The following is a 20,062-nucleotide window of genomic DNA, read 5'->3' as shown; positions in this document are numbered from 1 at the left end:
GGTTTCAGCCAGCACGCTTTTGCTGCGCGGTATATTCATTGTACCATTCAATCAACGCCTGCTGCGGCATTGGCCTGCCAATACCGAACCCCTGAACCACATCACAGCCCAGTCGCTTGACGGTTTCGAAATGTGCAGGTGTTTCGACCCCTTCGGCGACCACTCTCATGTTCAAATTGCTCGACAGGGTGACCAGCGCTGAAATAATACTATCCGCTCTTGGCTCAGGCACAGGCAAAACCAGAGACTGGTCGAGCTTGATGCCATTGAGCCGCAGCCGCGACAGGTTCGACATCGAAGCATAGCCGGTGCCAAAATCATCCAGCACAACTGAAAAACCAGCCTCAGACAGGTTCTCAATGGTGAGCAGCGCCACATCGTCATCGTTTTCAATCAATGTGCTCTCGAGCACTTCGACAGTCAAAACGCTGGGCGGTAAATGCCGCGCATGCACAGCCTGCAAAAGCCGGTCTGTCAAATGAGGGTCGCGCAGTGTGGGCGGCGAGGCATTCACAGAGATTGCCGGTACGTACATGCCCAATTCCATGAACACCTCAAGCGCATCGAGACCTTTTTCAACCATGATCTGATCAATCTGGTGGATCATACCCGCTTCTTCGGCAGCGGCGATAAAGGTCGCGGGGGGCACGATCCCGCGTTCAGGGTGGCGCCACCGCGCAAGAACCTCGCAGCCATAGATTTCGCCGGTTTCCGTGTAGACCTGAGGCTGAAAATAGGGCTCGAACTGATCCTCTTCCAAGGCGGCGTTTATCTCGTTGAACAGAATTCTTCGCGTCTCGATTTCTTCTGCCAATGCATTCGAATAGGCGCAGACCTGGCTGCGCCCGCCACGTTTGGCTTCATAAAGGGCGAGGTCAGCCTCGATCAGCAACTGATCCGGCGTGGCATCTGATGATGCAGCAATCGTGAACCCGATACTGGCCCCGATTTTTGTCTGGATCCTATCCAATTCGATTGGTTTGCCAACAGCTGTGACGATCCGTTGCGCCAAGTCCTGGATCATCTTCAGGTCCCGGGGGTTATCGATGAGGATCACAAATTCGTCGCCACCGATACGGCCGACGAAATCACCCGGTCGTGTCAATTCCTGTAGAATTTTTGCCACACGCACCAGAACGCGGTCACCCGCATCATGCCCGAGGCTGTCATTGACCTGCTTGAAAAGATCCAGATCGAGTTTCAGAATACACCGGGTAAAGTCACCGCCTTGCGCCGAATTGCCGGAACCACTCATGTGCTCATAGACCGCGCGCCGGTTGAAAAGCCCGGTGAGAGCGTCGTGATTGGCCGCGCGCATCAATGCCTGGCGGGCGGCTACAAGCTCATCGTTTTTTGCCCGAAGTGTTTTCATCGATGTTTTGAGCCGCTTTTTACTGCGTTCAAGGCGGTGGATCGTCCGGTTGACGGATAGCTGCGCGGGCAAGAAAATCAGAATTGCCTCAATCAACAACACGGTCAACGCCGAGATCAACGTCGCTTTTTGAATGATTTGCAACCGTTTGATCCGCGCTTCGGAGCTTTGCCGGAACAAATCAGAAGCAGTCGCCAGAGAGGTCAGCAATTCATGCGTGCCCCAACGGGTGAGGACCTCGTGCAATTCTTCGGCCTGTTCACCCTGCGCACTTGACGCAATTCCCACCATCTGCACGAATCGGCGCGAGAAGGCGTCCAGCGAGATTGGTTTCTTCTCAAAATAGAGTGCTTGCAACTCCGAGGATAAATCCTCGCGTGATACCAATGCGTTATGTGACGCCTCAAACACATCCAATGCGTCTTCGAGACTGCTTTCGATGTGAGCGTCGTGGCCGTGGCTTGCCTCCGTCATCAGGAACATGATGCGTTGGCTCAGCATCCTTTGTCGGCTGCTGACAGACAGGACTTCTGCATCATCCTCGGCGGCAGTGATGGTTGCGAGAGACGCCCAATGTGATACGGAAATGGTCGCAAAGATGAAGATAAAGCCGAGGATATACCGCTTCCAAAGTGCCTGAGGGCGGCTGATGCAAAACCGATGCATCGCGCGGAGCATGCGTTTTCTGAGTGATCCCATAAGTGCGCAATCCAGTTGGCGTCGCGGGCCGAGAATGTTCGAGCCGCTTGAACCACGCAGATCACAATCCACGCAGCGCTCATCCAAGATGCAGGAAATGGTTTAAGAGAGTGTGTGAAAGCCATCATCTTCCGACATTCACGCCATGTTTGTCGTGACAATTTAGCAGATATCCGCTGAAAATTTGTCGAAAACCACCGCTCGAATCCGGGCGTCAGATAATTTCGTCTTCATCGAAAAGCGGGTCGGTTTCCAGTTGCAGCGCAAGGCCTTCAACAGTGTCCTCGGCGGCTTCCGGGCTGAGTTGTGCAAGGTGAAAAACCGCATCACCTTCGTTGACGACGGGCAAAATCGCCCTGCCAATCAGTATACCGGATGAGGGCGAGATGATATCGGTCTCAACCTCGCCAAAGGGGTCAGACACGCATGCAAGGGTTTCGCCTTTTTCGACAGTTTCCCCTTCGGCTCGGAAGGTTCTGAGCAACCCACCCGCAGGTGCGCGCACCCATGACGAGGATTTGCACATGTAGGGCGCAACCCTGGCCTTGGCGATCCCTTTCGCAGGCAGCATGCCAAGGCTGCGCATGACGCGCAGAATACCGGCAACACCGGCGCGCACGGCAAGTTCGTCAAACCGCAGACCCTCACCCGCCTCATACAATAAAACAGAAGTGCCGCGTTCGGCGGCTTCGGCGCGCAGCGACCCTGCCCGCAGGGAGGATTGCAGCACAACCGGTGTTCCGAATGCGATGGCCATGGCGCGCGTCGCTGGATCACCGGGTGAGATGCGGATCTGTGGCAGATTGGTGCGGTGAATGGCCGCCGAATGCAGGTCAATGCCGGTATCACAGCGCAAGACCACATCGTGCAGAAAGATATGCGCAAGCCGCGCACCCAAGGACCCCGATCGATGCCCCGGAAAGCACCGGTTCAGATCCCGTCGATCCGGCAGATACCGCGAGCGGTTCAGAAAGCCAAAGGCGTTGACAATCGGCACCACCAAAAGCGTCCCGCGCAGGGCCGACAGTTGCGGCGCACGCAGCAGACGCCGCACGATCTCCACACCGATGACCTCATCCCCATGCACGGCGGCCGAGACAAACATCGTTGGGCCGGCACGTTTACCGTGATGGACCTGAACCGACAGGGTAACGGGCGTGTGATCGGGCAGGATCGAGACCGGCAAATGAACGGTTTGCGAGGTCCCGGCAAGGATCGTTTTCCCCGCAATGTCAAAAGGCGCGCGGGGCATTCCCTATCTGTTACCTTCGCCGCTAAAGCGCGCAGCATCCGCCGCCGCCCGTCGGATCGCGTTCGATTTATGAACCGTTTCCTGATATTCCGCCTCGGGGTCGCTGTCATAGACAACGCCGCCTCCGGCCTGAATATAGAGCTTTTGATCCTGCACGACGGCGGTCCGCAGGGCGATGCACATATCCATATCGCCCCCGGCGCTGAAATAGCCGACACCGCCGCCATAGACGCCGCGTTTTTCAGGCTCCAGCTCGTCAATGATTTCCATCGCACGCACTTTGGGCGCACCCGACACGGTGCCCGCGGGCATGCCTGCGAAGAACGCATCCAGCGCATCCGCATCTTCCCGCAACTCACCCACGACATTGGACACGATGTGCATCACGTGGCTGTAGCGCTCGACGATGAACTCTTCGGTGGGGCGGACAGTGCCGATCTTGGCCACGCGGCCCACGTCGTTGCGGCCCAGATCAAGCAGCATCAGATGTTCTGCCAGTTCTTTCTTGTCGGCCAGCAGATCCGCTTCGAGCGCGTTGTCCTCTTCCGGCGTTTTTCCACGGGGACGGGTGCCTGCGATGGGGCGGATCGTGACCTCATTGCCAAAGACGCGCACAAGGATTTCGGGGCTGGCCCCGATCACCTGAAAACCGCCAAAATTGAAATAGAACATGAAAGGCGAAGGGTTCGTGCGCCGCAGACTGCGGTAAAGCGCGAAAGGGTCTTGCGCGAAATCCTGCGTCCAGCGCTGTGCCGGCACCACCTGAAAAATATCACCCGCACAGATATAATCGCGCGCTTTTTCCACGGCGGCCTTGTAGCCTTCATGGGTAAAATTGCTGACCGGCGCGCCGGGTGCATCCGCATCACCCAGATCGCGGGTGGCCATTGGCATCGCGCGTTCCAGATCGCGTACGGCGTCCATCACGCGTTCGGCGGCCTGCGCATAAGCCGCGCGGGCGGTTTGTCCGTCAGACACCCAAGCGGGCGATACCACCGTGACCTCGCCCTTGACGCCGTCCAGCACCGCAATCACGGAAGGGCGCAGCATGATCGCGTCAGGCAGGCCCAGCGGGTCGGGGTTGATGTCGGGCAGATGTTCGACCAGCCGCACCATATCATAGCCGAGATAGCCGAACAGACCCGCAGCAGCCTGCGGCAAATCAAGCGGCAGGTCGATCTTACTCTCCGCGATCAGATCACGCAGCCTGTCCAGCGGGTTGCCCTCCAGCGGCTCAAACGCATCGGCGTCATAGCGCGCGGCGCGGTTTATCTCGCTGGTCTTGCCCTGACAGCGCCAGATCAGATCGGGTTTCATCCCGATGATCGAATAGCGCCCGCGCACCTCGCCTCCGGTCACGGATTCCAGCACAAAGGCATCTTTCTGCGCCCCCGTCAGCTTGAGCATCAGAGACACCGGCGTGTCGAGGTCGGCCGCCAGTCTGGTGTACACGATCTGGTTCAGGCCTGTGCTATAGGCCTGCTCAAATGCATCAAAATCAGGTGTGAGTGCCATGGCGGATCAGGGGAAATTCACATGCACCGCTTGCAGCGCCTGTTGGTTGATCTGCGGGTCTGCGCGCAAGACGACATCATTCGCGAAAACCTCAAAGACATCGCGCGCCAATTGCTGGCTGGCCTGTTGCTCAAGCTGCGCGCGCAGGGCTGCCGCATCGCCATCCGCTGCGGGCGGGGCGATGGCATCCAGCCGCACAAGGATCACGGCGGCGTCACTTTCGATGACCTGCGCCTTGCCCACTTCCATGTCGAAAACCTCTTCTAAAAAGCCCGGTGGGGTGCGTGGCACAAAGCCCGAACGGATCAGGTTTTCCTCAACGATGGCATCCAGACCAAGGTCGGCAAAGCTGCTGCCGTTTTCCAGCAGGCCCACCTGACCGGCAACCTGCTCGGCCAGACGTTTCGCGGTCTCGGCAGCCTCCCAATGGGCAATGATCTCTTCGCGTATCTCGTCAAAGGGGGCCGGGCGGGGCGGCAGGACCGTATCGAGGCGCAGCGCAAACAACCCGCCATCATCCAGTGACGCGATCTCGGGGAAATCACGCGGCCCGACAGAGGCGGCCGCCTGACGGAAAGTGGGGTAGGCGGCGATCTCCTCGGTGCTCCCGGCGGTCCAGTCGATTTGTGCCACGACCATATCCGTCTCGGACGCCAGATCCTCTAGGGTGGCACCCCCGGCGAGCAGATCATCAAAACTCTCCGCCTGTGCTGCGACCAGACGGCTGGCGCGGTCGGCGGCAAGTTGGGGGCGCAGCACGTCGATGGCTTCTTCAAACGGGGTTTCCTGTGCGGCCAGGACGGCGTTCACACGAAACAGCGCCGGGCCAAGCGTGCTGGGGAAGGGGCCGACAACCGCACCCACATCCGCCGCAAAAACACCCGCGCCCGCCGCGCCCAGTTCCGCTTCGCTCACATCGCCCAGATCGATATCCTCAAGCGCCAGCCCGCGCCCGCGCACCAGATCATCAAAGGAATCGCCCGCCGTCAGCGCATCCGCCGCCTGCTGCGCGCTTTGTGTGTCCAGAAACGCGAGGCGTTCCACAAGGCGGCGTTCGGGCTGGTTGAACTCGGCGGACTGTTCGGCATAGGCCTCGCGCAGCGCTTCCTCATCGACCTCTACCGAGTCAAGCAACATATCCGGCGTGAGCCAGGCATAGGTAATCTGCTTGGTTTCGGGCAGCGTAAAGACATCGATGTTGTCATCATAATGCGCGCGTAAAATCGCATCATCCGGCGCGCCCAGCGGCGTGGCAAGGTCGCTCGCATCCAGCAGCGACCACGTGAAACTGCGCTGCTCGCCAATGTAACTCACCAAGGTGTCCACATAGGTTTCAGGCATCGCGATCCCGCCCAGAACCGCGCCCTGAACGATGGTGCGCGCCACTTCTTCGCGCAGTTGCGTTTCGAATTCCGCTTCGCTCAGGCCGGTCTGTTCCAGCGCAAAACGGTATCCCTCGCGGTCAAATTCGCCGTTGATCCCCTGAAACGCGCTGATCTGCAGGATACGCGTGCGTAGTTCCTCGTCCCCAATGGACAGGCCCAGTTCGGACGTTTCGTGATCCAGTGAGCGCGTCGCCACAAGGCGCTGCAGCACGGCGCGGTCCAGACCCATTTGCTGCGCCTGCTGAAAGGGCAGCACTTCGCGGGTTTGCTGTTCCACCGCGCGGATTTCCTGCTGCAGCTGGCGGAAATAATCATCGACCGGGATAGGTTTGTCCCCGGCGGTTCCGATGGTGCGGATGTTGCCCGACAAATTCGTGGCCCCGAACCCGGCGAGGCCAAGGATCAACAGACCCATCAAAATCCAGATTGCCGTCTTGGAGAGGCTGAAACCTTTGATCATGATCGTCCCTTGTATCGCGCTATGTTAAATTGGTTTCAGCTTATCTATGCGGTGGCGCGCGCAGGAGCAAGAGCCAGCGCACCCTAGCCAGAGATCGCCGCGAGCCGCTTGAAAAGCACGCCAATCCCATCCGCGTCCAGATTGGCAAATGCGATGCGCAATTGTCGCGCGCCCGTGGGGTCATCATCGGGCGTGAACATCGTTCCGGGCAGGCATAAAATTCCACTGTCTGCGACCATGCGCTTGGCCAGATCGGCTGAGCTTTCCGCAAAGGGATGCTGGAAATAGGCAAAATAGGCCCCCAGTCCCAAAAGCTGCCAGCCTTGAAGTTGCGGCGCTCCCGCAGCGATTGCGCCGCGTCTGGTCAGAATTTCCGCGCGTTCCCCGGCAAGCCAGCCATCAAGATTTTCTATCCCCCAAAGCGCCCCGTGCTGGCCCAGCTGACCGGGGCAGATCGCCACCGTGTCGAGGAATTTCTCAACCTCCGCCAACCGCGCAGCAGAGGTGATGATCGCACCAACCCGGTGCCCCGTCAGACGGTAGGCCTTGGAAAAAGAATAAAGATGGATCAGCGTGTCGTGCCAGTCCGGGTCCTGAAACAGCACATGCGGCGGGCCGGGCTGGCTGTGAAAATCGCGGTATGTCTCATCCACGATCAGCGCGATTCCATGCGCGCGCGCCAGCGCCATGAAGGCGGAAATCAGCTCTGACGGATATTCCACACCGGCGGGGTTGTTCGGGGTGACCAGCGCAATGGCGCGGGTGCGGGGGGTGATGCTTTGGCGTGCTACTTCCGGGTCGGGCAAGAGGTCCGGCCCCGTCGGCAGGGGGACGGCAGCAACACCAGCCATGTCCAGCCACATCTTGTGATTGAAATACCATGGCGTGGGCAGAATTACCTCGTCGCCTTCGGAACACAACGTGGCGATGGCGGCGGCAAAGGCTTGATTGCAGCCCGAGGTGATCGCGACCTGATCGGGGCTCACAGTGCCACCATAAATCTGCGAGGTGCGCCGTGCCAGTGCGGTGCGCAGGTCCGGCAGGCCCAGCACCGGCCCGTATAGATGCACGTCATCGCGGGTCAGTGCTGCATCCGCCAGCGCACGGCGCAACCCGTCTGGGGGTGGGTCTACCGGGGCGGCCTGACTGACATTGATCAAGGGTCGTTCGGGCGGAAAGGTCACATCCGCCAGCCAGCGTCGCGCCTCCATCACCGGGGGCATGAAGGTCATTTCCGTGCGTGTAGGGCTCATCTGACTGTCATCCCGTCCAGCTTTCAGTTTTATCCGTCGGTTGAGACACGCACCCGCGCCTCAATCCGTGCCGCGATAAGGTTCCACATATTGCAGCGCCATATCCCAGGGAAAGAAAATCCAAGTGTCTTGGCTCACCCCGGTGATGAACGTGTTCACCTGCGGCTCGCCCTGCGGCTTGGCATAGACGGTGGCGAAATGCGCATTCGGGTATTGCGCGCGCACCAGTTCAAGGGTTTTGCCGCTGTCCACCAGATCATCGACGATCAGAATGCCCGTCCCGTCGCCCATCATTTCTGCATCCGGTGCCTTGAGAACCTTTGCATCGCGGCGCTGATCGGCCTTGCCGCCGCCCGAATGATAGGAGACCACAGAAATCGTATCGACAACGCGGATGTCCAACTCGCGCGCGACGATCATCGCAGGAGCCATGCCGCCGCGCGTGATCGCGACAACCGCCCGCCATGCGCCATCGTCAGGGCCTTGCCCATCCAGTCGCCACGCGAGCGCGCGACTGTCGCGGTGGATCTGATCCCAGCTGATATGGAACCCCTTTTCATGGGGCAGGCGGCTTTGGTCTTTGGAACTCATTTTCGTTACCTTTCGAAAAGCAGGCGCATCCCAAGCGCGCCCAGCACAGCAGCGGCGATACGATCCGCCCAAGACTTGATGCGCACATAGGCCGCACGGGCAGGGGCCGTCGACAACCCGAAAGCCATTGCTGCATAGACGCAAAGCTCAACCGCCAGATGGTTGGCGACGATCAGCACGCTGTCCGTCAGTGACAACCCCGCCGGAAAGATCACAACGATCACGGCTCCGGCAAAGAGGACGGATTTCGGATTGGTCAGGTTGACCAGCAGCCCTGCGCGAAAGGCGCGCCGGCTGGCGTGATCGGATGCCGCCTTGAGCGGCTGCGCCGCCCCGCGCCACATGCCCCATGCCAGATAGATCAGATAGAGCGCACCGATGGTCTTCATCGCGGCATAGGCCCAGGGCACAAGATCGAAAAGTGCGGCCAGCCCGGCAAGCGCCGCCGCCGTCCAGATCGCGGCCATCACGCCCAGACCCACACCGGTCATGACACCCGCGCGCCGTCCAAGCGCGATGCTGTTGCGCAACACCAGCAGAAAAGCCGGGCCCGGTGCCGCCATCGCCACCAAAAGTGTGATGTTGAAAGCGGCAAGCTGGGCCCAGGACAGATCGCTCATGGCGTTATTCCTTGCTCATGTCGGGGGCGTCCACCGCCTTCATGCCGACCACATGATAGCCCGCATCCACATGCAGGTTCTCTCCCGTGGTGCCGGAGCCGAGGTCAGACAACAGGAACAAGGCCGCCTTGCCCACGTCATCAATCGTCACATTGCGCCGCAGGGGTGAGTTATACTCGTTCCATTTCATGATATAGCGGAAATCGCCAATTCCGCTCGCGGCCAGCGTCTTGATGGGCCCGGCGGAAATCGCATTCACGCGAATGCCATCCTTGCCAAGGTCTTCGGCCAGATATTGCACCGATGCCTCAAGCGCCGCCTTGGCCACACCCATGACGTTATAATGCGGCATGACTTTTTCCGCGCCATAATAGGTCATCGTCAGGCAGGACCCGCCCGGGTTCATCATCTTTTCCGCGCGTTGCACGACCGAGGTGAAGGAATAGACCGAAATATCCATCGTCATCGCGAAATTGTCGCGCGTGGTGTCCACATAGCGTCCGCGCAATTCGCCCTTGTCGGAAAACCCGATGGCATGGACGATAAAATCCAGCGTGCCCCATTTTTCCTTGAGCGCGTCAAACAGCGCATCCATCGAGGCTTCGTCGCTTACATCGCAGGGCAGGACGATATCACTGCCCAGCTTTTCCGCCAGCGGCCCGACTCGTTTCTTCAGTGCCTCCCCCTGATAGGAAAAGGCAAGTTCCGCCCCGGCATCGGCACAGGTCTTGGCAATACCCCAGGCGATGGACTTGTCGTTGGCAAGACCCATAATAAGGCCGCGTTTTCCCGCCAGAAGCTCGTTTCCCATGAAAATTCCCTTGGTAACTGAATGGTTGCTCTCTCGCCTTTGGTCTTTAGGCGATTGCGCGATGGCCATCAAGGCTGCTCGCGGCAGTCAACTTGCGCAGTCCCTCTTGACCTTTGGCGTCTTTCGGCCACCTGTGCCAGTATCGGGACAAAGCTAAAGGTGCATCATGACGGAACGGACGGGAAAATTCGCGGGTGACAACCCCTTCAGGATTGCCGAAAGCTGGCTCGCCGAAGCGCAGGACGCCGAAACCAATGATCCCAACGCCATCGCACTCAGCACCGTGGACGCCGATGGGATGCCCAACGCGCGTATGGTTCTGCTGAAGGGTGTGGAGGCGGATGCCTTCGTCTTTTACACAAACTACGAAAGTGCGAAGGCGCGCGAACTGGACAACGCGGGCAAGGCCGCCTTTGTGATGCATTGGAAAAGCCTGCGCCGTCAGGTCCGGGTGCGGGGACACGTCAGTCGTGAAGATGGCGATGCGGCCGATGCCTATTACGCCTCGCGCTCACTGAAAAGCCGCCTCGGGGCGTGGGCGTCCAAGCAATCGCGCCCGCTCAGCAGCCGCGCCGCGCTCATGGCCGAGGTGGCCAAGATGACGGCAACGCATGGAACGAATCCCAAGCGCCCGCCGTTTTGGGGGGGATTCCGGATTACACCTATCGAGATCGAATTTTGGGCAGACGGCGACTTCAGGTTGCATGATCGATTTGTGTGGCGCCGAGAGACTCCGTTATCCGAGTGGAGCGTCACCAGACTTAACCCCTAGGCTGCGCAAAAGTGTAAAAAATAAGTTAAAATCTCCTGTTAATTCTTGCACAGGCCCTGTGCATCAGATATGTTTGCGCATATATTTCAACTGCTTATTGCAACTATTAGCCAAGAAAAGCGCCATTGAACTGCACTCTATTCATCGTGATACTGCTTCAATGCGCGTACGGTCTGATCAAAACGCTAAACATGAGATTTCTCAATCTTTTGGCTTGATTAGGGAAGGCATGATCGCGCAAGAGTGTTTAGGGACGTTTTGGGATCCGGGTTATAAAGTACGTGAACGATACTTCTGAGATAACAGACCCAGTGATCGGGGTTGTAAAGTGGTTTGACCCTGTTAAGGGATTTGGATTCGTCGTCGCGGATGCGGGCGGACCTGATATTCTATTACATGTCAATGTGTTGCGAAATTTCGGGCAAAGCTCGGTCGCCGATGGTGCGCGGGTTGAACTGGAAGTTCAGCGCACCGACCGGGGCGTTCAGGCAACGCAGGTTTTGTCATTGCTCCCACCCGACAGCGATGATTCCGTTGGTCTGTCCGATATTGCGGCACTGGATCCAAAGATCGTGGCAGAGGCACCGCTGGAACCTGCACGCGTCAAATGGTTCGACAAAGGCAAGGGTTTTGGCTTTGCGAATGTTTTCGGGCGTCGGGACGATATATTCTTGCACATGGAGGTGCTGCGCCGCTCCGGTCTGTCTGATCTGGCGCCGGGCGAGGCACTTGCATTACGCGTGATTGAGGGGAAGCGTGGCCATATGGCTGCGGAGGTTTTTGCATGGGAAGCCGCACTCGAACCCCAGGATACATGAAGGCGCTGCTCGCCGTTGTTCTCGCAGTCTTCGCACAGGGGGCTGTTGCCCAAGGCTGTGACGAAAACGCGGTCTATCTCAAGGGCGACTGGGGTCAGGCGCGGTTTTCTGTCGAAATTGCCGATGATGCCGAAGAGCGCGCCCGCGGCCTGATGCACCGTACTGAAATGGCCAGTTCCGCCGGCATGCTTTTTGTCTACCCGCGCCCGCAGGCCCTGTCGTTCTGGATGCGTAACACGCTGATCGAGCTGGATATGCTGTTCATCGATCCCGAAGGGGTGGTGCAGCACGTGCACCACCGGGCGAAACCGCTCGATGAAACCCCTGTTTTTGGCGGGCGTGATTTGACCCATGTGCTGGAAATCAACGGCGGTCTGTCGGAAAAGCTGGGAATTGATGCAGGAACGGTGCTGAAACACTCAAGTTTTTCGCAAGCTGAGGCGGCTTGGCCCTGTTAAGGGGTTTTCAAACCCAAAAAGGCGGTCTAAAGAGGCGCAAGTCGGAGCGTGGCGCAGCCTGGTAGCGCACCTGTTTTGGGTACAGGGGGTCGGAGGTTCGAATCCTCTCGCTCCGACCACTTTCATCACCAAGATCAAGATCGTGTCGGTTTGATTTGCCCTGTGTGGGGCGTCACGCCATGGACGCTGCTCGGACCGCGCGCACGGCGCATCTGAACTGAGTCGCGCCATGCACCATATTCAGTGTATCCGCATAGTTTCTCGCCCACTACATTTAGTGGACCAATCGGCCGATGCGGGCGTTCTCTCCCCATATATAGCGATGCAGCTGTGCTCTTATGGGTACGTTTCAGCCGCGCGTGCCCCCTCGAATGAAAAATAATCATCGTCCGGGCAGTCACATTGTTTTAGCAGCACGCAGCAGCGTTAATCTTGATGAATTCTCGTGTGACACCTCAGGTTTTTGGTCTAAATTCCTCTATCCATTCATGTTTCGAGTTTTGCTATGTCGCGGCGCTTTCCCCGCTGGCCTGTGGATATTAACCGCTGGTTAATCTCTTGAATCACCTGCGCGCCGACAGCCTTCAAAAATACCCGCCCGTCAAGATGAATACTGGTAAAAAAAGTATAAAAACAGCGTTGACCGAATAGGTGGAAATACGTCACTTTGTATGAGCCGACAGTGACGCCACAAGATGTAGTGGTTAAACGCTCCAAAGGGCGTCACGACGGGACAGAGGCAAACGACGGTCACATATATGATCCGAATGCAGATGTGAAAGGCGCAGACGCGGTTTTCACATACGCATATTTCTCTCTGCCCTTGGGCAAGTAACGGGGGCGGTGCTGCAATGACAGCCTGCTTCATAAGTGACAAAGCTGAATATGAGGCAGCGAAAATGAAAATTGAACGCAAATTCACCAAAGCCGACCAAGACGCCTATGCTGATCTCGACTTTATCACCACCGTGTCGGAAATCCGGAACCCGGATGGCACAGTTGTGTTCAAGCTCGACAATGTCGAAGTGCCCAATTCGTGGAGCCAGGTTGCCAGCGACGTCATCGCACAGAAATATTTCCGCAAAGCCGGCGTGCCCACCAAAACCCGTCGGGTAAAAGAAAAAGGCGTTCCAGAATTCCTGTGGCGCTCGGTCCCGGCGGAAGGGGCCGAGATGATCGGCGAAACCTCCTCCAAACAGGTCTTTGACCGTTTGGCCGGTGCCTGGACCTACTGGGGTTGGAAGGGTGGCTATTTCACCACCGAAGAAGACGCCGCTGCCTATTTCGACGAAATGCGCCACATGCTGGCCAGCCAGCGGGCAGCCCCCAACAGCCCGCAGTGGTTCAACACGGGTCTGCACTGGGCCTACGGCATCGACGGCCCGGCACAGGGTCACCACTATGTGGATTACAAGACCGGCAAACTGACACGGTCGAAATCCTCCTACGAGCATCCACAGCCACACGCCTGCTTCATCCAGTCCGTCTCCGATGATCTGGTGAACGAAGGTGGCATCATGGATCTCTGGGTGCGCGAAGCACGCCTGTTCAAATACGGCTCCGGCACCGGCACCAACTTCTCCAGCCTGCGTGCGGCGGGCGAGGGGCTTTCGGGTGGTGGTAAATCCTCCGGCCTCATGGGCTTTTTGAAGATCGGCGACCGGGCGGCGGGTGCGATCAAATCGGGCGGCACTACACGGCGTGCAGCCAAGATGGTCATCGTTGATGCAGATCACCCCGACATCGAGGATTTCATCAACTGGAAAGTGGTCGAAGAGCAGAAGGTCGCCAGCATCGTCGCAGGCTCCAAGATGCACGAGCAAAAACTGAACCTGCTGTTTGATGCGATCAAAACATGGGACGGCGCCGAGGAAGACGCCTACGACCCCAGCAAGAACGCAGCCCTCAAGCAAGCCATTCGCGAGGCAAAAAAGGTCGCGATCCCCGAAACCTATGTCAAACGCGTGCTCGATTACGCAAAGCAGGGCCATACATCGATCGAATTCCCGACCTATGACACCGACTGGGATTCCGAGGCCTATAGCTCCGTCTCCGGTCAGAATTCGAACAATTCGATCCGCGTCACCAACGCTTTCCTCAAGGCGGTCGAGGATGACGCCGACTGGGAATTGATCAACCGCGTGGATGGCAAGGTCACCAAGACCATCAAGGCGCGCGATCTGTGGGAAAAAGTCGGCCACGCGGCATGGGCCTGCGCGGATCCGGGCATCCAGTACCACGACACGGTCAACGACTGGCACACTTGCCCGGCGGATGGCGCAATTCGCGGCTCCAACCCCTGCTCGGAATATATGTTCCTTGATGATACGGCCTGTAACCTCGCGTCGATGAACCTGCTGACCTTCCTCAAGGACGGTGAGTTCCAGATCGAAGACTACATGCATGCTTCACGTCTCTGGACCGTGACGCTGGAAATCTCCGTGATGATGGCGCAATTCCCCTCCAAGGAAATCGCACAACGCTCCTATGACTTCCGCACGCTGGGTCTGGGCTATGCCAATATCGGCGGTCTGCTGATGAACATGGGCTACAGCTACGACAGCACCGAGGGCCGTGCCATCTGCGGGGCGCTTACAGCGATCATGACCGGTGTGTCCTATGCGACCTCTGCCGAAATGGCGGGCGAACTTGGACCCTTCCCGGGCTATGCGAAAAACGCCGACAACATGCTGCGGGTGATCCGCAACCACCGCACTGCCGCCTATGGCAAGGTCGGTGGCTACGAAGACCTCGCCGTGAACCCTGTGCCGCTGGATTACAAAAGCTGCCCGGACGCGCGGATGATCGACGTGGCACGCGGGGCCTGGGATCAGGCGCTGGAACTCGGCCAACGTCATGGCTATCGTAACGCGCAAGCCACGGTAATTGCGCCGACAGGCACCATCGGTCTGGTGATGGATTGTGATACCACCGGTATCGAGCCCGATTTCGCGCTGGTGAAATTCAAGAAACTCGCGGGTGGTGGGTACTTCAAGATCATCAACCAATCCGTCCCCGGTGCGCTTGAAAAACTCGGCTATGGCTCAGCCCAGATCGAGGAAATCGTGTCCTATGCGGTCGGTCACGCCACCATTGGCAACGCACCCGGCATCAACCACACCTCGCTGGCGGGTCACGGGTTTGGCCCGAACGAACTGGCCAAGGTGGACGCGGCATTGGCCTCGGCCTTTGACATCCGCTTTGTCTTCAACCAGTGGACGCTGGGCGAAGAGTTCTGCACGCAGGTTCTGGGTATCCCGGCTGAAAAGCTGAATGATCCGTCCTTTGATCTGCTGCGTCACCTTGGGTTCTCCAAAAAGGACATCGACGCGGCCAACGATCACGTCTGTGGCACCATGACCCTCGAAGGGGCGCCTTTCCTCAAGGACGAGCATCTGTCGATCTTCGACTGTGCCAACCCCTGCGGCAAGAAAGGCAAACGTTTCCTCTCCGTGGACAGCCACATCCATATGATGGCGGCAGCGCAATCCTTCATCTCCGGCGCGATCTCCAAAACGATCAACATGCCCAACGATGCCACCATTGAGGACTGCCAGAAGGCCTATGAACTCAGCTGGTCGCTCGGGGTGAAAGCCAACGCGCTCTATCGTGACGGCTCGAAACTCAGCCAACCGCTGGCCGCATCTCTGGTCGAAGACGACGAGGAAGCCGCCGATATTCTGGAAAGCGGCAACGCCCATGAAAAGGCAACCGTGCTGGCCGAAAAGATCGTTGAAAAGATCATCGTCAAGGAGATCGTGAAGTCGCATCGTGAAAAGATGCCGCAACGCCGCAAGGGCTACACCCAGAAAGCCATCGTGGGCGGGCACAAGGTCTATCTGCGCACCGGCGAGTATGAAGACGGCAAGATCGGCGAGATCTTTATCGACATGCACAAAGAGGGTGCGGGTTTCCGGGCGATGATGAACAACTTTGCAATCGCGGTATCGGTCGGTCTGCAATACGGGGTCCCGCTGGAGGAATTCGTGGATGCCTTCACCTTCACCAAGTTCGAACCCGCAGGCATGGTGCAGGGCAACGAGACGATCAAGAACGCAACTTCGATCCTTGATTACGTGTTCCGCGAACTGGCTGTGTCCTATCTGGACCGGACGGACCTCGCACATGTCCAACCGGCAGGTCACAGCTTTGACGATCTGGGCGCGGGCGAGAAAGAAGGCGTCAGCGATGTCTCTGAACTCAGCGAAACGGCCGCGTCCAAATCACTCGAAGTGCTGAAACAAATCAGCTCGACAGGCTATCTGCGCAACCGCATGCCACAGGAACTGGTCGTGTTGCAGGGCGGGCAGGCCTCGGCCATCGCCTATGACAACATCGCGCCCCTTGAGGGTGGCGGGAACGTTGCGGTCGCCATGGCCTCAACGGCAGTGACCTCCGGCACGGTCGAAATGGACGCGCGCACCAAAGCCAAGATGCAAGGCTACGAGGGCGAAGCCTGCGGTGAATGCGGCAACTACACCCTCGTGCGCAACGGCACCTGCATGAAGTGCAACACCTGCGGCGGGACATCTGGCTGTAGCTGAGGAGATTGAGGGTTGGGGATCAGCGCTGCAACGCTGATCCCCGCTCGCCCCAAGCCTAAACAGCGTGGGCAAAGGGCAAAGCTGTTCGGTCCAAAATGGCCGATGAAAGGAGCAAATACACGGAACGCGACGGCAATCAACGACGCGCTGCTAACTCACAGGAAATACATGGTTTATCCACGAGCTGCCTGTGGAAAAGAGGAGTGATACACATGTCACGACGCAAGAATTCGGAGGTTACAAGTGCGAAGGCTGCATCTGCTGCATCAAAAGTGCTTAGAAACCCGAAGTCCTCGAAAGCTGCTAAAACCGCAGCCGCGTCGGCGCTAACACAGCGACCGAACAGGAAGAAGTAACAGTCTTCCATGAAAACGCGCCCCCAAGGGGCGTGTAGGGGTGCGGTCTGCTCAGGCAGGCCGCACCCCGACGAGATAGCGAGCAGCCGGATGTATCGGCTTCTCAAAAACAAGCGGGTGAGACTCCGCAGAAAACGAAGATGTTTTCCGCTCTGTCTCACGCGTCGGAAATCCACAGGATTTCCAACGAAATTGGGGACGGGCAGGGTGGGACCTTGGCCTCTCTGATATCCGGGACGGATGCGTTCGTTCCAGACGACGTTCAGGCCGCAGGCAAAAAAATACCGAGCGGTTAACAAACTGAGCCTGAACATCGAAACTAACAGGGGTCCTTCGGGGCCCCTTTTTTCTGTCGGCTTGCACGGTAACGCATGCGTTGACCATCGAAGTACAGCAGGTTTACCCTCTCGCGACCGGGCGGGGGAAAAACAGTGATCAGCCAGTTTGTCATCAGGAAAGCGCGCAAAGAAGATGAAACCGCTGTCCGACACTGTGCGGAACACGCCTATGCACAATATGTGGCGGCCATCGGAAAGAAGCCCGCGCCGATGGTTGCGGATTTTTCGTCTTTGATCACGTTGGGCCGGGTGCATGTTGCGATTGATGCCAAAGACCGCTTTTGCGGTTTCATTGTCTTTTATGAAAAGGGCGACTGTTTCTTTCTGGAAAATGTGGCCGTGCACCCGGACATGGCAGGCAAGGGTATCGGAAAACAATTGATCCTGTTTTGTGAGCGCATGGCAAAACACGCAGATACGACATCCGTCAGGCTTTACACAAACGCGAAAATGACGGCGAACCTGTCGCTCTACCCTCATCTGGGATATCGCGAAACAGAACGCAGACATGAAGACGGATTCGATCGTGTCTTTTTTGAAAAGCCCGTGTGAGAAAGCCACGTGTGGCCCGCACACAATGCCGGGCGGCCAAGATCGGCGGTATAGTGCCTCATCCATCGGCGGATCGGTCACAGACCGCCGAAAACACGCTCAGCGGGATTTTGCCCGGCAGAGACTCACCTACGCAAAAGCCCCATTTGTGCGTTGAAGTGCCCGTTTCTGGCCCAAGACATCAGGGGTGATGGCTTTCGTTTCCGGGCATGTCATCCCTGTTCTTGCGGAGATGTTCCGCTTTTACTTGGGAGTAAGAAAATGACTAAAGTTAGCCTACCTGCAATTCTCTTCACTGTTGCTTTTGCCGGTGCCGTTTCAGCCGCCACAGCTGCGGATGTGAATGGCGATGGCGTTCTGACCATTGATGAGGTTCAAGCCGTGATGCCGGACATCACAGCTGAAGACTTCAGCGCAATGGATCTGAACTCCGATGGCGCGCTCGACGAAGCAGAAGTGCAATCTGCGCAAGACGCGGGCCTGATGCCGGCCTAACGTCACCTGCCTGAGCGGAGCAATGCCCTGGCTCCGCTCAGGCACCTCACCAACGGTATGCACATCCGGCGCTATGCAGGCAGATGGATGGTAAAGCGCGCTCGGATCCGGGCATCCAGTTCCGGGTCAAAACGCGCAGCTGAGCGTTGGCTCAAAATCTCTTCCTTACGTGCCTTGGCCTTGGCGATCAGATTGGGTTTGCCCTTCTCCTCCCACTCTTTAGGGGAACTGCGATCGCCAAGGGTGGGGTACACATGATCTGCCTCCATCCGGCCCAGTGTCTGCTGCGTGCCCAGATAATGCCCCGGACCGTCCATGCAGACTGCGCGCATCTGATCCAGCGCCATGGTTTCGTCCGTGACCTCGATCCCACGCACGCAGCGCATGGCCTGTCCCAGCAAATCATCCCCTAAAATCAGCGATTCGTGACAGAAACCCAGCAGCGAGGCATGCATCCCCGCGGCCTCATAAACCATGTTCAACCCCGCAAGCCCGGCCATCACGTTGGAGCACATCTGCTCCCAGCCCGCCTGCATGTCAGGCAGCTTGCTGTCGGCGATCCCTGCGGCGGCCCCACCGGGCAGGTCGTAGAATTTGTGCATCTGCGCGCATCCAGCCGTCAGCAACGCCTGCTCTCCGGAGCCTCCCGTCATGGCCCCACTGCGCAGATCGAGCCCAAAGGGCCAGGTGCCAAAGACCACCGGATGTCCCGGTTTGATCGCCTGAACATAGACCAGACCGGCCAGACATTCCGCCGTGGCCTGCACAATCGCGCCCGCAACCGTAGAGGGCGCGGTTGCCCCTGCCATCCCCGCAGACAGCAGCAGAACAGGCATGCCGTGTTTGATACATTCTTCCATGACCTGACAGGATTCAGTGGCGAACTTCATGGGCGGAACAACAAAACAGTTTGAGTTCAGCACGAAGGGCCGCGCGCGCCATGCGGCTTCACCCCCCGCGATCATGTGCAGCATTTCTATGGCCGGGGCGACATGGGCCGGGTCGGTAAAGGATGTGCCGATATGCTTGGTCGTGCCCGAGCAGGTCGCATAGATCGTATTGAGGTCCATCTCAAGGTTATCGGCTATATCACGGCACACCATGGGGCGTTGCAGAAAATGGATGTTTTGCAGCACATCCGTGATGCGCGCCGCGTCATGCAAATCCTGCACGCCACATTCGCGGTAATTGCACCCTTCGGCGTCTACCAGATGCACCGCTGCGCCTGCGGTTCCATAATGCACACGCGTGCCCGTCAGATCCAGATCATGTGCCGGGTCGCGCGCACACAGCGTCACCGTGCGGTTGGCAGAGGCGATCACATCTTCGACCAGCGCGCGCGGGAACCGGATGCGGCCATCCGCCCCCAGAACCGCGCCCGCCTTCGTAAGATACGCCACACCGCTGTCGGGGGCATCTGCCAGACCGATGGTTTCAAGCGCCTCAAGGGCGGCGTTGTGAATGCGATCTACGTCCGTCGGGCTGAGCGGCTCATAGCGTCCACCCTCCATACCGGGACGTATGGGGCGCAGATGATCCGCAAGTGGCGCTGCGCGTGCGGCGCGCCGGGCAGAGCGGCCACCGGCTCGAATTTGGGTTTTTTGTGTCATGGTTCAGATCCTGAAAATAGCAATAGAAAAGGGCTCTATCGCCTTTCAGGTCGGCCACGCGCCGCACGTCCGCGTTCAGCACCGATTGTGCGGATTACCAGATTTATCTTGATCCGGTCTGCTTTCATGCGTCCTCCGTTTTACCGGATCGTGCAAACCAA

At 58.3% G+C, this 20,062-nt stretch carries 15 protein-coding genes and 1 tRNA gene; 7 read left to right on the top strand and 9 right to left on the bottom strand.

Annotated features, from left to right (window positions below; translation table 11 throughout):
• Positions 1-4 precede the first annotated feature (4 nt).
• From RLO149_RS11780 to fabI, 8 genes are all read right to left on the bottom strand, one after another.
• Positions 5-2,071, bottom strand: coding sequence for a putative bifunctional diguanylate cyclase/phosphodiesterase (locus RLO149_RS11780; protein WP_013962319.1), 2,067 nt, complete (start codon positions 2,069-2,071; stop codon positions 5-7).
• Positions 2,072-2,285: 214 nt separating this feature from the next.
• On the bottom strand, positions 2,286-3,323 hold the full coding sequence (locus tag RLO149_RS11775; protein WP_013962318.1) for a succinylglutamate desuccinylase/aspartoacylase family protein: 1,038 nt from the start codon (positions 3,321-3,323) through the stop codon (positions 2,286-2,288).
• Between the two features lie 3 nt (positions 3,324-3,326).
• Positions 3,327-4,838 carry an anthranilate synthase component I gene (gene trpE / locus RLO149_RS11770; RefSeq protein WP_013962317.1) on the bottom strand — a complete coding sequence of 504 codons (1,512 nt, stop codon included), beginning with the start codon at positions 4,836-4,838 and terminating at the stop codon, positions 3,327-3,329.
• Between the two features lie 6 nt (positions 4,839-4,844).
• Complete coding sequence (locus RLO149_RS11765) at positions 4,845-6,683, bottom strand: SurA N-terminal domain-containing protein (protein ID WP_013962316.1); 1,839 nt, start codon at positions 6,681-6,683, stop codon at positions 4,845-4,847.
• An 83-nt stretch (positions 6,684-6,766) separates the two neighbouring features.
• A complete protein-coding gene (locus RLO149_RS11760; protein ID WP_013962315.1) occupies positions 6,767-7,936 on the bottom strand; it encodes an aminotransferase in 1,170 nt (389 codons plus the stop codon).
• 60 nt (positions 7,937-7,996) lie between these two features.
• Positions 7,997-8,527, bottom strand: coding sequence for a xanthine phosphoribosyltransferase (gene gpt, locus RLO149_RS11755; RefSeq protein ID WP_013962314.1), 531 nt, complete (start codon positions 8,525-8,527; stop codon positions 7,997-7,999).
• Between the two features lie 5 nt (positions 8,528-8,532).
• Entirely contained in the window at positions 8,533-9,147 is a 615-nt protein-coding gene (locus RLO149_RS11750) for a LysE family translocator (RefSeq protein WP_013962313.1), read from the bottom strand.
• Positions 9,148-9,151: 4 nt separating this feature from the next.
• Positions 9,152-9,958, bottom strand: a complete 807-nt coding sequence (gene fabI, locus RLO149_RS11745) for an enoyl-ACP reductase FabI (RefSeq protein WP_013962312.1) — start codon at positions 9,956-9,958, stop codon at positions 9,152-9,154.
• Positions 9,959-10,124: 166 nt separating this feature from the next.
• Here fabI and pdxH point away from each other — a divergent pair, with 166 nt between their 5' ends.
• The 7 genes from pdxH (at position 10,125) to RLO149_RS11705 (ending at position 18,291) form a co-directional block, all read left to right on the top strand.
• Positions 10,125-10,730, top strand: a complete 606-nt coding sequence (gene pdxH / locus RLO149_RS11740) for a pyridoxamine 5'-phosphate oxidase (protein WP_013962311.1) — start codon at positions 10,125-10,127, stop codon at positions 10,728-10,730.
• Positions 10,731-11,011: 281 nt separating this feature from the next.
• Positions 11,012-11,548, top strand: coding sequence for a cold-shock protein (locus RLO149_RS11735; protein WP_013962310.1), 537 nt, complete (start codon positions 11,012-11,014; stop codon positions 11,546-11,548).
• Positions 11,545-12,006 carry a DUF192 domain-containing protein gene (locus RLO149_RS11730; protein WP_013962309.1) on the top strand — a complete coding sequence of 154 codons (462 nt, stop codon included), beginning with the start codon at positions 11,545-11,547 and terminating at the stop codon, positions 12,004-12,006. The genes RLO149_RS11735 and RLO149_RS11730 overlap by 4 nt, the downstream gene beginning before the upstream one ends.
• A gap of 42 nt (positions 12,007-12,048) precedes the next feature.
• A tRNA-Pro gene (locus RLO149_RS11725) sits at positions 12,049-12,125 on the top strand.
• Between the two features lie 780 nt (positions 12,126-12,905).
• A complete protein-coding gene (locus RLO149_RS11720; protein WP_013962307.1) occupies positions 12,906-16,550 on the top strand; it encodes a vitamin B12-dependent ribonucleotide reductase in 3,645 nt (1,214 codons plus the stop codon).
• 787 nt (positions 16,551-17,337) lie between these two features.
• Positions 17,338-17,796 (top strand): GNAT family N-acetyltransferase, encoded by a 459-nt coding sequence (locus RLO149_RS11710; RefSeq protein WP_013962305.1) that lies wholly within the window; start codon positions 17,338-17,340, stop codon positions 17,794-17,796.
• 261 nt (positions 17,797-18,057) lie between these two features.
• Positions 18,058-18,291 carry an EF-hand domain-containing protein gene (locus RLO149_RS11705; protein WP_013962304.1) on the top strand — a complete coding sequence of 78 codons (234 nt, stop codon included), beginning with the start codon at positions 18,058-18,060 and terminating at the stop codon, positions 18,289-18,291.
• A gap of 71 nt (positions 18,292-18,362) precedes the next feature.
• On the opposite strand, the gene RLO149_RS11700 is transcribed toward RLO149_RS11705, so the two are convergent.
• On the bottom strand, positions 18,363-19,901 hold the full coding sequence (locus tag RLO149_RS11700; RefSeq protein ID WP_013962303.1) for a trimethylamine methyltransferase family protein: 1,539 nt from the start codon (positions 19,899-19,901) through the stop codon (positions 18,363-18,365).
• Positions 19,902-20,062: the final 161 nt, after the last annotated feature.

The organism is Roseobacter litoralis Och 149 (genome assembly GCF_000154785.2).
In the GTDB taxonomy this organism is placed as follows: Bacteria; Pseudomonadota; Alphaproteobacteria; order Rhodobacterales; family Rhodobacteraceae; genus Roseobacter; species Roseobacter litoralis.
This window is presented reverse-complemented; position numbering and strand designations above follow the sequence as displayed.